This window comes from Oribacterium sp. WCC10 (genome assembly GCF_900113415.1).
Lineage (GTDB): Bacteria > Bacillota > Clostridia > Lachnospirales > Lachnospiraceae > Oribacterium.
Genome location: NZ_FOPH01000011.1, coordinates 35107 through 49189, shown reverse-complemented (window position 1 = coordinate 49189; position 14083 = coordinate 35107). Strand labels below are relative to the sequence as shown.

9 protein-coding genes are annotated in these 14083 nt (G+C 43.4%); 6 read left to right on the top strand and 3 right to left on the bottom strand.

Translation table 11 applies throughout. The features are described from left to right. Positions 1–130: 130 nt before the first annotated feature. Both BM294_RS09245 and BM294_RS09240 read right to left on the bottom strand, forming a co-directional pair. A complete protein-coding gene (locus BM294_RS09245; RefSeq protein ID WP_091207289.1) occupies positions 131–1531 on the bottom strand; it encodes a response regulator in 1401 nt (466 codons plus the stop codon). A 231-nt stretch (positions 1532–1762) separates the two neighbouring features. Further along, on the bottom strand, positions 1763–3604 hold the full coding sequence (locus BM294_RS09240; RefSeq protein WP_175494617.1) for a sensor histidine kinase: 1842 nt from the start codon (positions 3602–3604) through the stop codon (positions 1763–1765). A gap of 519 nt (positions 3605–4123) precedes the next feature. On the opposite strand from BM294_RS09240, the gene BM294_RS09235 reads away from it, so the two are divergent. The 6 genes from BM294_RS09235 (at position 4124) to BM294_RS09210 (ending at position 13069) form a co-directional block, all read left to right on the top strand. After that, positions 4124–5488, top strand: a complete 1365-nt coding sequence (locus tag BM294_RS09235; RefSeq protein ID WP_175494616.1) for an ABC transporter substrate-binding protein — start codon at positions 4124–4126, stop codon at positions 5486–5488. A gap of 322 nt (positions 5489–5810) precedes the next feature. Then, positions 5811–6746, top strand: a complete 936-nt coding sequence (locus tag BM294_RS09230) for a carbohydrate ABC transporter permease (RefSeq protein WP_091207280.1) — start codon at positions 5811–5813, stop codon at positions 6744–6746. A 202-nt stretch (positions 6747–6948) separates the two neighbouring features. Then, positions 6949–7785 carry a carbohydrate ABC transporter permease gene (locus tag BM294_RS09225; protein WP_091207277.1) on the top strand — a complete coding sequence of 279 codons (837 nt, stop codon included), beginning with the start codon at positions 6949–6951 and terminating at the stop codon, positions 7783–7785. 222 nt (positions 7786–8007) lie between these two features. Next, positions 8008–9213: a glycoside hydrolase family 88 protein gene (locus BM294_RS09220; protein WP_091207274.1), complete on the top strand. Its 1206-nt coding sequence runs from the start codon at positions 8008–8010 to the stop codon at positions 9211–9213. A gap of 30 nt (positions 9214–9243) precedes the next feature. Continuing rightward, the gene (uidA, locus tag BM294_RS09215; RefSeq protein WP_091207272.1) at positions 9244–11067 is read left to right on the top strand and encodes a beta-glucuronidase; all 1824 of its coding nucleotides are present in this window, start codon (positions 9244–9246) and stop codon (positions 11065–11067) included. Between the two features lie 64 nt (positions 11068–11131). Further along, positions 11132–13069, top strand: coding sequence for a DUF2264 domain-containing protein (locus tag BM294_RS09210; protein ID WP_175494615.1), 1938 nt, complete (start codon positions 11132–11134; stop codon positions 13067–13069). Between the two features lie 34 nt (positions 13070–13103). Here the strand turns inward: BM294_RS09210 and BM294_RS09205 are convergent, their stop codons facing one another. Further along, positions 13104–13811 carry a helix-turn-helix domain-containing protein gene (locus BM294_RS09205; RefSeq protein WP_091207266.1) on the bottom strand — a complete coding sequence of 236 codons (708 nt, stop codon included), beginning with the start codon at positions 13809–13811 and terminating at the stop codon, positions 13104–13106. Positions 13812–14083: the final 272 nt, after the last annotated feature.

The following is a 14083-nucleotide window of genomic DNA, read 5'->3' as shown; positions in this document are numbered from 1 at the left end:
GATTACAGGATAGTAGTGAAAATTCCGGGAAGTTATTTTGAATTAAACATTGTACACTGATGTGTTACACCCCCTCAGCTCAGGCTGAGGGGTATTATATTGTTCACTCTTTTGATTTTTCCGGTTAATATCATCCTTCAGTCTTAGCCTGAATAAATTCCCTCGGTGAAACTCCCGTTACCTTCTTAAATACCTTAGAGAAGTAGTACGCAGACTCAAAACCAAGAGCATCGGCTACCTCATAAACCTTCATATCATCAGAGAGAAGCATCTTCTTTGCATGTTCGATCTTTCTGGTATAGACATACTCGGAAAATCCGATATCCGTGTTCTTCTTGAACAAAACTGACAGGTATGCCGGTGAAAGTCCGAAGGCATCGGCGATTTCATTAAGCTGAAGTTTTCCCTTCAGGTTCTCATCTATATAGTCCTGAATGGCCGCGATAAGCTTATCCTTTCCGGAACGGCGATTTGCTCCGACTATATGGCTGAAAAGTCTGATAGCAGCGTCCTTATCTGTCTCTTTTTCAGCGTCTCTTGCCTCTTCAAACGTTGTATGTATATCCATAGGAGAGGAGACCGCAGTTCCTATACCAAAGCGGATGGAAACATTAAAGTAATTGTTTATCATTGTGTGAGCATTTTCCACGGCTTCCTGAATATGATTCATACTTTCTGCAACCGGGGTATTCTCCGTAAAGAAGAAGAGTATAGTGAAATGTTCCGTATCGTTGGAAACAAGATAGCACGGCGCATATCTCTCCACGATTTCTCTCGTCATTGAAAGGCATGACCGGTAGAGCGTTATGATCCTGTTTGTTTCGGATTCATTCTGACTTTCTGATTTTTCCTTGTTCCTATTAACATCACAGGCTTTATCCTCATTCACCTGAAATCCTGTAGCTGAATATCCTTCATTCACATTTGAAAGCTTATTGTCATCTGATTCCGGCACAATCTCCGCATAGGCCGCGATATATCTGTTGAATTTAAAATCCATCCTGACATTTTTTGCCTCATGTTTTAACGCTCCTTCATCAGTGAACTCCCCATGAAGAAGCTTCAGCATGAAACGCTGTCTCAGCTCTTCAAGCTGTACCGTGTCCGCACTCTGTCCCGATTGTTCTGAACCTTTAACTCCAGGCTTCTTCACCTGACCGATACGTACTACGGCTTTCTTTATAGCTTCAGAAAGCTGCTGCTTATCAAGTTCCACCTTCACAAGATAGTCCACAGCCTGAAATGACAAAGCCTTACGCACCATATCAAATTCTTCGTAGGCCGTTAGCATAATAAATGCAGGCACCGGTCCAAAATGCCTGTGGGACTCCTCCAGAAGCTCAAGTCCTGTCATCACAGGCATCTTGATGTCTGCGATGACTATATCCGGGCGTCCGCTTTCTATCATTTCATAGGCATCCCGTCCGTTGGACGCAGAGCCCATGACTTCAACATTTTCCATACCCTGTAACATGGACTTAAGTCCCACCTGAACCAGTGGTTCATCATCCACGATCAAAACTCTATACATAAATCCACATCCTTAAACCATATTGTATCCCATCAAAAGTCACGGATATACCTTTACTACTCTTGATACGATAAAATCACATTTCGCACGATTATGTGCGTGATGCGCTTATCTGTGAGTGGCAAATACTCTTGAAACTCACATCATAAAAAATGTATTTATACCTGACTATTCTACAACACTTAAGAATAATCACCCGCAAATGAAATTTATAATCACAATAAGGAAATCTCATTCTGCCTCAATGTAAGGTAAAGTAAACCTCATGACAGTGTATTTTGAAACTTCCGATTCAATGGACAGTCCGTACTCCTCCCCGAAGGTGTATTTTATCCTCTGAGAAACATTGGCCACACCAATATGACGGAAGAAATCATCTGCCCCCTCAAGCTCACCCGAAAGAGTTTTTTCTATCTGTTCCTGTGTCATCCCGATGCCGTCATCCCTGACTTCGATGATCATGAGTTTTCTTTCCTGAGTCTCAATTCCGGTTCCATCTCCCTGCTCCTTGAGAAATACCGACACAACTATCTTTCCTGCGCCGCCCTTAGGTTCGATACCGTGGAAGATGGCATTCTCGATGATGGGTTGAAGCGAAAATCTGTTCACGCCTGCCCTGAGCAGTACCGGATCCTTAATGTCTATATCAAACTCTATAGTGCCACCGTATCTGTACTTCATGATTGTGAAATAGTCCTTCACAAGATCAAGTTCCTTCGAAAGCGGGATGACATTTTCCTTGCTCTTCGAGATATTTCGAAGAAGCCGGGAGAGGGCAGTGGACATATCAGCGATTCCATCCGATCCCTGAATCGTAGCCATCCACTTTATGGTATTCAAAGTGTTATACAGAAAATGGGGATTGATCTGGGATTGAAGTATCTGATACTCCAGCTCCTGCTTTTTCTTTTCATCCTGCACTTTCTTTTCCATCAGATTCTCTACATTCTGGGATAATGCATTTATACCTGCTCCGATGGCCCCAAGTTCAGTATCCCACTCGATAGACTCATCTCTTGAAAAATCACCGCCACCTATCTTTTCAAGCTTATATAGGAGCTTTGTGATGGGGTCTGAAATGACATGATCAAGTCTAAGCCACAACAGAAGTCCGATGAATATTATGGAAAAACCTATCAGTCCGATGATGGCGAGATAGTAGTTCATCTTTATATCCATGGCTCTTCGGGATGGCAGAATATACAGTGTAAATGCCTTGTTCTTAAACTGATAGCTCACCATATCGTCAGGTAATGTTGAACACTCGCTGAGAGCCCCGTCCTTGAACTCATATTTGTGCCCCCGTCCGATAGAGATAAAAACCCGCTCATCCGATTCCAGAATATAGTTGCTGAATACTGATGTGATAATTGTTGGTGATACCTCCATATACACAAATCCAATTTCTTCTGAAGAGGATGATGACTGGATCGGTCTCACCATAGGAATCACCGGCTCTGTTAAAAACGGATTTGCAGGACTATTCTTCAGTCCGTAAAACTCAAAATCCTCTGCCTCAAGAAGATGATAGAAGTAATTTGTAGACATTATCCTTCCTATGAGGCCCTGGGATGAAGTTATGGCAGCATTTTGGATGGATTGAAGATAATGCTGTCCATCCACTGTACTCACGATGACTCTCTGAATGTGTCTCGTTCGTCCCATGGCATTGTACTCGTTATTGAAATGTTCCCATGTGGATAATGCCAGTCTCCGATCGACAGCATTTCTCTCTTTAAGCTTCTCGGCATCAAGAGTATCTGCTTCCTTTGCCTCCTGAGTCATTCTATAAAGGTAGGTGTTTATGGTACTGTCTATGGTGGTCCACAAGGCAAAATTCTCAGCATTATCAAGAGACTTGTCTATCTCTGAACCTAAAAGCTGAAGACTGCTCTCAGATGTCTCACGAACATTTCTCCTTAAATTGGCTCTAATATAGAAGTAGCAGATACTGACAAGAAGAGCAGATACCAGGATAGCAAATCCCATGGAATACATTACAATCTGAAATCTTATAGAACTCAGTTTTTTCTTTATTAATTTTATGCCCTTTTGATTTGATGATTTTTTCATTTTCACCCCGTCGTCTGCCCGAAATATACCCATCTGAACACTCAAACTTGGGTCCTTTTGCTATGCAAAACGACTACGTTATTCGTGTTCTTGCGGGTCATAAAGTCTCGAATCAGTGTGCATGCACGTGATTTGGTACTTTTGACCCTTGCATCATCATATATTACACAGAATAGGGTATATTTTTTCCGGATATAAAATATTTGCATCTTAATCTAATGAAAGTGCATCTTTTAAAAAACATCTAAAAAAAGACATAATTACTTTGAAAAATTTATATTCCGAAAAGGGCATTTGAATTCTACAATAAAATCACACTTAAGGCAAATGTAACAAAGCATTCATACCTGTTCCGGTAAATATGAGTATTTATTTACAGAAGACTCGAGGAAACAACTATTGATTCATTGTTACAGCATGTCTACATGCACGTGACAGAAGCGAGAACGTGCGATAAAAAAACGTCAGCAAAAACCAACATATAAAAGAAGCTGACTCAATTTTCAAGGGAGGATCAAAATGAAGAAGATCGTAAGTTCAGTACTTGTTGCATCTCTTGCAGCAACATCACTTGCAGCTTGTGGCGGAAGCAGCACTGCTCCTGCAACCACAACTGCCGCAGCAAAGGAAACAGCCACTACAGAAGCAGCCAAGGAGAGCGCTGCCACAGAGGCCGCAAAGGAGAGTACAGGTGATGCCGTTACTCTTAAGTGGGCTCTTTGGGATGCATCATCCATCACATATTATCAGCCACTTATCGATGCTTACAAGGCAGAGCATCCAAACGTTGACATCGAGATGGTAGACCTTGGTTCAACCGACTACTCAACAGTTCTCGGAACACAGCTTTCAGGTTCAGGTTCAGACTTCGACGTAGTTACCATCAAGGATGTTCCGGGTTACATGACACTTGTAAACAAGGGTGTTCTTGAGCCGCTGGATGACAAGATAAAGGAAGCCGGCATTGACCTTTCACAGTATGGCGGAATCACAGATCAGGTAAAGATCAATGATGCGCTCTATGAGCTTCCTTTCCGTTCAGACATCTGGGTTCTTTACTACAACAAGGACGTATTTGACAAGGCCGGAGTTGACTATCCGACAAACGATATGACATGGGATCAGTACGATGAGCTTGCTCGTAAGGTAACTGATACAACACCTGGTTCTGAGGTTTACGGTGCTCACTATCATACATGGCGTTCAACCATCCAGCTTGATGGTATCCTCGACGGAAAGAACACTATCGTTGGCGGCAACTACGATTTCACAAAGCCATACTACGAGATGGTTCTCAAGCAGCAGCAGGACGGTGTATGCATGGACTATGCAACACTCAAGACCCAGGGTCTTCACTACAGCGATGCATTTGCTCAGGGTAATGTTGCTATGATGAACATGGGTTCATGGTTCATCTCAACTCTTATCAACAAGGTTGCTTCAGGCGAGTACACAGACTGCGCTAACTGGGGCATGGTTAAGTATCCTCACGCTGAGGGTGTGGAGCCTGGTTCAACACTTGCAACCATCACAGCTCTTGCACTTCCTACATCAGCTCCTCACAAGGATGAGGCATGGGATTTCATCCAGTTCGTAACAGGAGAGCAGGGCGCACAGGTACTTGCTGAAACAGGAAACATTCCTGCTATGACAAACGACAACATCGTTAACGCAATCGCTTCTATGGACGGATTCCCACAGGATGAGAATTCAAAGGAAGCTCTCGTAACATCACATACTTTCCTCGAGATGCCTGCAAATGAGAAGTCATCAGAGATTGAGACAGTTCTCAACGAGCAGCACGACCTCATCATGACAGAGTCTTCGACTATCGACGAGGCTGTTCAGGCTATGAATGAGGGTGTTCAGGCAGTTATCGGCTGATCCTCCTAATCAGAAACGATACAGGCTAATCTTTGACTTGCAGATAGACTAATCCTTTCACTCGAATCTTTCGTCTCTAACCTGAAAAGACGAATATCATAATGGTATAAAGAGCTGTCGCACGACAGTGTGACAGCTCTAACTATCTAAAATTTTCTTTTTTCATATTCTTTTGAAAATCACTAAATCCCATAACCACACCATTATTTGAAACCGGATTCTTTTAAAGGAGCTTCGCTCAATGCTTATGTCTAACGTAAACATTAACCATGATTCTTTTATCAGAATGCAGTATCAAAATACCTTAATACGGAGGCACATAATGACAGCACACGCAACAGCTATTGAAGCAACAGGCGCACAGGAAGCAAAGCGCAGGAAAATACGACAGGCTCTTGTAGCTTATTCCTTCATCGCACCGAACTTTTTAGGTTTCGCCATCTTTACACTGGGGCCTATCATTCTTGCCATGATCATGGCATTTATGCAATGGGATGGTAGCAATCCATGGAAATTTGTAGGCATACAGAACTTCGTAACCATCTTCGGTGATGAACGTTTTCTGGCATCTCTTAAGAATACTGTAGTATACAGTGTCTTCACTGTTCCACTTACACTTATCATAGCTTTGGGACTTGCTATCCTTCTCAATCAGAAGATAAAAGGAAGAAACTTCTTCAGAACAGTCACATTCTTCCCTTATGTAGCATCACTCGTAGCAGTTGCAGCAGTATGGAATATGCTCTTCACCCCTGCAAAGGGCGGAGTTATCAATCAGCTCCTCATAAACATTTTCCATATTCCGGCTCTCAAGTGGGCAGCATCTCCGAAAACAGTACTCATGACCATCATCATGTTTTCAATATGGAAAAACATGGGTTACTACATGGTCATCTATCTCGCAGGTCTTCAGAATATCAACACCGAGCTTTACGAAGCGGCAGGCCTTGACGGCGCCAATGTATGGCAGAAGTTTAGATTTGTGACAGTACCTCAGCTTAAACCAACCACTTTCTTCGTTATCATCATGCTCACCATAAACTGCTTCAAGGTTTATGACATTGTCTACATGCTGGCAGGTGGAAGCAACGGTGTCATCAATAAGTCAGCCATAGTTCTCGTTTACTACATCTACGAAGAAGCTTTCCGTAACTGGAATCTGGGAATCGCAAGTGCTGGTTCACTGGTACTTTTCGCCATCGTCCTGACTATAACCATCATACAGTTCAGCGGCGAGAAGAATTATGCAAACGACTGACAGTACTTGTAAATACCTGAAACATTACCACTTTTATACATTCTGCCGAAGCAAATGACTCCATCCGGTAAACAAAGCACTATACCGGATGACAGTTCAAATCATGTTAGTGTCAAAGTATTTGCCACTAACTGATCAGAGCTAACGCATACGTTCGTGTGCAACAGGCTGCCGAAGCAAATAGAACAGAAGGAAACCAACAATGAAAAGCAAATCAACGAATCAGGCCATCGGAAAGGCTCTAGTATATTTCATCCTTATAGTTTTTGCAAGTATCATGCTCATACCGTTCATCTGGATGATCACCGCATCACTCAAGTTCAACAAGGATATCTTCGTTATCCCTTATCAGTGGGTGGGCTACACACCTCAGTGGAGAAACTACCTCGATATCTGGACCAAGATACCGCTCCTTATATTTACAAAAAACACAGTCAAGCTCACCTTTATAGTTACATTCTTCCAGCTTCTAACATCAAGCTTTGCGGCATATGCATTTGCGAAGCTCAGATTTAAAGGCAGAGACTTCCTGTTCCTTGCATACGTTGCGACCATCGCCATCCCATGGCAGTCCTACATGGTTCCACAGTTCCTCTTCATGAGAAAGCTTGGACTTGCAGACACACATCTGTCCATCATCATCCTTCAGGCCTTCACCGCCTTCGGTGTTTTCATGATGCGCCAGTTCTATGAGGGTATACCCGATTCCCTCTGCGAAGCTGCAAGAATCGACGGCATGAGCGAGTATCAGATTTATACAAGCATCATGCTTCCACTTTCAAAACCGGCACTTTCGACCCTTACGATTTTCACTTTCGTAAATACCTGGAATGACTTCCTTGGACCATTGATCTACCTCACATCAGAGAACAAGAAAACTCTCCAGATCGGTCTCAAGATGTTCATATCACAGTATTCAGCAGAATACGGCTTAATCATGGCAGCATCCTGCATCAGCCTTATCCCTGTACTTATCGTATTCCTGTCACTTCAGAAGTATTTCGTAGCAGGTATCGCAAGCTCAGGCGTAAAGGGATAATAACGAAAAGAACAGCATCATTCTCTGATGCTTTCTCATAGATTCTCCTCTATCAAAAAGAAACCGAAGGTATACCTGAGACATTACCTGCTTAAGGGTATAGATATACTTCGGTTTCTTTCGAATTTTTTAAGATAAAGCAATCATCTATCAGTGCGCATCATCGATGAGTGTCAAAAGTATTTGACACTCAAATCACAACAAAGAAAGGATTCCTTATATATGTCCAGATGGATCACAGAAGCGGATATCGCTCAATATAAAGAAATAACAGAAACAGAAGTAAAACAGGCCTTAGACTTTTCTGTAAAACAGGTTGAAAAGAACCTTACTGATTTCACAGATCATTTTCCGGGTCCCGCAAGCTTTGATGGATTCTACAAACCGGGAGAAAACAAAAACTGGACCACGGGTTTTTGGACAGGAGAGATATGGCTTTCTTATGAAAATGCAGCTGAGCTGAAAGACAAGACTGCTTTCAGACATGCCGGTCTCACACAGGTTGATTCTTTCCATAACCGTATTTCACAAAAATATGATGTCGACAACCACGACATGGGATTTCTTTTCAGTCCATCCTGCGTTGCGGCATACAAGCTTACAGGTTCCGAAAAGGCAAAGGAAGCTGCCATTCTTGCAGCAGAGCAGCTTGTAAAAAGATTTCATCCCGTAGGTGAATTTCTTCAGGCATGGGGCTCCATGGATGATCCTAAGAATTATCGTTTCATCATCGACTGTCTTTTGAATCTGCCGCTGCTGTATTGGGCTTCAGAAACCACCGAAGATTCTAAATACCGGGATATAGCCGAAAAGCACATCCATACCACCATGAAGTACATCCTTCGTGAGGATGACTCCACATGGCACACGGTTTTCCTCGATCCCGAAACCGGCGGGTTCTCCCATGGCTCCACCTGTCAGGGCTATAAAGACGGATCTGCCTGGGCAAGAGGTCAGGCATGGGGAATTTACGGTACCGCAGTAGCCTATAAGTACACCGGGAGAGAAGAGTACATCGAATATTTCAAGCGAATAGCTACCTATTTCCTTAATCATCTTCCAAAGGATATCATTCCTTTTTGGGATCTGACCTTTGGAGATGGCGATGAAATTACAGAACCACGTGACTCAAGTTCCGCTGCCATCGCAGCCTGCGGTATGCTTGAGATGTCAAAGTATATGAATGAAAAGGATGCCGCATACTACAGCTCCATAGCAAGGAAGTTTATGAAGGCACTGTATGACGGATATCGTGTGACTGACAGTGAACAGTCAAACGGTCAGATACTTCACGGAACCTACAGCAAAAAAACTCCGTACAATACCTGCACGGAAGAGGGTGTGGACGAGTGCATCATCTGGGGTGACTACTACTATATGGAAGCATTGACCAGACTCAGCAATCCCGAATGGAATATATACTGGTGAAGTGATGATTTTTAGAGGAATGGAGCAATTATGTTATATCCTATAGAAAATAAATCCCGTGCCGTCATGAAGCTTGACGGCCTTTGGAAATTCAAAATTGACGATGGTTCTGCCAGTTCGGAGCATTGGGAGACAGGCTTTCCGGATGATGCAGAGGAGCTTTACGTTCCCGCATCCTACAACGACCAGCGTGAGGATCAGAAATACAGAAATCATACAGGAGAAGCCTACTATGAGAAAACCTTTACTGTTCCCGGCTTCTTCAAGGGACAGCGTATCTTCCTTCGCTTTGATGCAGTTGCCCATGACAGCACTGTCTGGCTTAACGGAACCGTGATAATGTCTCACCGTGGAGGTTTTCTTCCTTTTGAAAAAGACATTACCGGCCTTATCACTCCCGGTGAAGAAATCCGCATCACTGTATCCTGCAACAACCGTGTAGACCATCACACCCTCCCCATGGGCAATGAAGACGGCACTGCCTTCTTTGGTTCCGACAATGCTCAGGTTCCTGCCGTACAGATGGCAAAGGAGCATCGCGGCATCGTAAATCTGCCTAATTTTGACTTCTTTAACTACGCCGGAATCAATCGTCATGTGTCTGTATATACAACTCCAATGGAGTATATAAAGGATGTAACCATCGTCCCGGAACTCGACGGGAAAGATGGCGTGGTTCATTATAGTGTAGAGATTTCTTCAAAAGAAAAGGCAAACTGTCACGATTCAAATATCAAGGTTGAAGTTCTCGATCGGGGGGGCAGTGTTGTCACCGGCGGTACAGGTGCCGAAGGAACTCTTCGCATCGAAAACGCCCGTCTCTGGAATCCATGGCCGGAAGATCCTTATCTCTACAGACTCAAAGTGACTTTCGGGGATGATGAATATACTGAAGAATTCGGTATCAGAACCGTGGAAGTGTCCGGCACAAAATTCCTTATAAACGGAAAGCCTTTCTACTTCAAGGGGTTTGGAAAGCATGAAGACTTCTATATTTCAGGTCGCGGCATCAATGAGGGACTTAATGTCAAAGACATTAGCCTTCTTCACTGGATCGGCGCCAACAGTTTCCGTACAAGTCACTATCCTTATGCAGAAGAGATGTACAGGCTTTGTGACAGAGAGGGTATCGTAATCATTGATGAAACACCGGCTGTTGGTATCGCCGGAGGCGGAGTTGTGGATCCCTACACCTTCCCAATAAAGGATTATCACAAGTCGATACTGAGAGATCTTGTGGAAAGGGACAAGAATCACCCTTCAGTTATCATGTGGTCCATGGGCAACGAACCTGACACCGAAAACTTCCCGGAATCTGCCTACGACTACTGGCATGAGCTTTATGAGTACACCCATGAACTGGATCCTCAGAATCGTCCGGTGACCTTCGTCTGCTGTCAAAATGACTACACCCGCGACATCGTCACAAGAACCATGGATGTAGTGTGCATCAACCGCTATTATGGATGGTACAACCTGTCGGGAGATCTTGACAGCGCAATTTACGCCTGGAACAAGGAACTTGATTTCTGGGAAGAACAGCAAAAGCCTGTTATGGTGACTGAGTACGGTTGTGATACTTTACCGGGCCTTCACGGGACAGTCGCTGAGATGTGGACAGAGGAATTTCAGGCAGAGTACTATCGCCGTATAGATGCAGAGTTCGACAAGCGTGATTTCTTCATGGGAGAGCAATGCTGGGCTTTTGCGGATTTCGGCACTATCCAGGGAGTGTACAGGGCTGATGGAAACAGAAAGGGCGTCTTCACGAGAGAGCGCCGACCTAAAATGGCTGCTCATTTCCTGAAGGGAAGATGGGAGAAGATTCCTAATTTCGGATATAAGAATAATTGAAAAAGTCTTAAAACAGGTGGATTATATCATGAACCTATTCCAAAACATCAAACAAAACAGTTTTATGAATAAGCGAGAAGCTCAGAACATCCTTTTAAAGATGCTTGAACCACTCATCCCATTTTATTCCGAGAAATGTGCAAGACTCCGTATCGGTGATACACGAACTCACTACGAGCTTTCTTCTCAGGAAATGGAGGCATTCGCAAGACCGCTTTGGGGACTTGTACCACTGGTTGCCGGCCTCAGAGAAGAAGAGAAGCAAGAAGTAAAAAGACTGATTCATCTGATAAGTCATAATAAATCAGATGAATCTTCTCTCGGGTTTGATTGTTCAGAACTTGATAAAACAACTAATTCTTACTCATGTCATGACGTGCCCGGTTCCGGTCTTACTCAGATAGCTCAACTGATTTTTATTTATCAGAAAGGCATAACTTCCGGAACTGAACCAGAGTCACCTGAATACTGGGGGATTTGTCATGACTTCGACCAGAAGTTCTGCGAGATGCCGGCTATAGGCTTCGCTATGCTTTACGCCCCTGAATTTTTCTTTGACCCTCTGCCGGAGAATGTCAAACTCAATCTCACAGAATGGCTTAACGAATGCAATCGTCACAACCTTTGCGCCTGCAACTGGCAGTTCTTCCAGATCATCACAAACCTTGCACTAAAGGTCAGTGGCCTGACATACAGTCAGGAAAATATGGAGTCAGGACTGCGTATGATCGAAGACTATTACGCAGGCGGCGGCTGGTACAATGACGGAAACGGCGGAGACAAAGACTACTACAATCCATTTGTGATGCTGAGCTTCGGTCTCATCTACCGTGATTTCATGAAGGATGAAGATCCTGAAAGATGCCAGCGTTTCTATGACCGTGCCATGAAGTTCGGAAAAGACTACCGTTACTTCTTTGATGACAACGGTGCCTGCTTCCCCTATGGGCGTTCCATGACCTACCGTTTCGCACAAAGCGCCTTTTGGGCCACATGTTTGCAGACCAATGTAGAACCAATCCCGAAGGAAGAGATGCTTTCGCTGATTTCCAAAAACCTTCACTGGTGGCTGAACCGTCCGGTATTTGATAATGCCGGAATCCTCTCCATAGGCTACGGCTACCCGAATCTTCAGATGTCGGAGAGTTATAATGCTCCGGGATCACCATATTGGGGACTTCAGGCATTTTTCTATCTTTCGCTAAAGGATGAAGACGAGCTCTGGAATGTCACAAAGACCCCCGGGGATTTATCCGATTCTAAAGACATCGCTGATTCATTATTCCTCCCTCATGTTCCCTTGCTCCTGCAGCGGGGATATAAGGATGGGGTCTGCAATCATGTGGTGGCACTGGTTCCCGGAAAGACCAACCACGAAGGACACAGTCATAACGTGGAGAAGTATTCTAAATTCGCCTACAGCAGCAGATTCGGCTTCAGCATTGCCCGATCAAACATGAACCTTCAGGAAAATGCTCCGGACTCCACTCTGGCATTTGTTATAGACGGTTTTGTTTACACAAAAAATATGACTGAACCGGACTACGTCATAGATAAAGAACATATCGAGATGCGATGGAGTCCCGTGAGAGGAATTAACGTAACCACGGTGCTGATACCGACAGAAACCGGGCATACAAGAGAACATATAGTAGATGTTGATAAAACACTTTACGATGGAGTTTTGATAAAAGCCTGCGACTGCGGATTTGCGATTCCCGATAAGTCCTGCTTCAAAGAGGAATCCCTGCCCCATCATTTTATAGATGACAAAACTATGAAAAATGTTGAAAGTCAGGAGACATCTGCCCCTTCAGTTGTCATCCCATCATATGATGATCTGTTCTGCACCGTTCATTCTTTGGAAGGAAACGGAAGAGAGGATCTGCTGGTTCCTGAACCTAACACCAGCCTGATATATCCGAAAACCACGATACCGATGTGTGTTTACGATATCACGGCGGGAACCAGTCATCTGAAAACAGAATTCATATACCTGTAAAATGACGTGAGTGACAAAGTATTTGTCACTCACGTCACAATACCGTCAACATGTTATAATGTTTCAAAAGCCGTATATCTTCCTTTGATATCTTCAGCATATTTATGAGTTCCTCGTCCTCTTTCATCCTTTCCCGGCAGATGATCATCTTTGTGGCCATAGGCATAAGAGGTCTCGTTGAAAGCCCCTGCCAGAGTCCCCATTTATAAGTAAAATCCAAAGACGTTGCCAGTATCTGAATACTGACTTTTTCTAACGGGAAATGCTTATTTATCAGCTGGACATTGCTCAGGGCATCAAAATGCTCGATGGTTCCGTAATATGTATTCTCACATATAGGATAATGTTCATAATCCGAGAAATTCAGATATCCCATAAGTTTCTGCTGATTTTCCACATCCGAATGACTTACATCAAAACGCATTCGGAGAACAGAATTGGAACGTCCGTCATACCAGTAACCGTAAAAATGTGTGAGGTCTCTGAAAAAGTGTGGAATCTTGCTTCCACTATATTCATTATTATGTACCGGCTTTTCATAAAGCAACTGTTCAATGTTTACCTCAAGTGCCGAAGCTATGTCATACAGTGTGGAGATATCGATGGATATCTCACCTTTTTCGTACTTGGAAACAGTGGCCTTGCTTTTGCAAATGATTTTAGCCAAATCATCAAGAGTCAGCCTTTGTTTCTTTCGATACAATCTGATCTTTTCGCCTATTTCATTAAGTATTTCCTGCATTTCTTTATGCGCCTTTCATAGCACGCTCTTATTTTGTTTCATCAAAATTGAACAATCAACGCAATTTTTGCAATTACGTTGATTGTAAGCTTAATAATAGTCTCCACAAGCCATTATGTCAATTTTCATGATACTTTTAGCATAAAAGTTTCACCGCATGAAACTGTCATATTTTTGTCAATCTGTTTTTATTCTGATACACTACATTCAATTGTTTGTGAACACGAAAGGATATGTATAGTCTTAAACATATCCAAAGATGTAGAAATCAA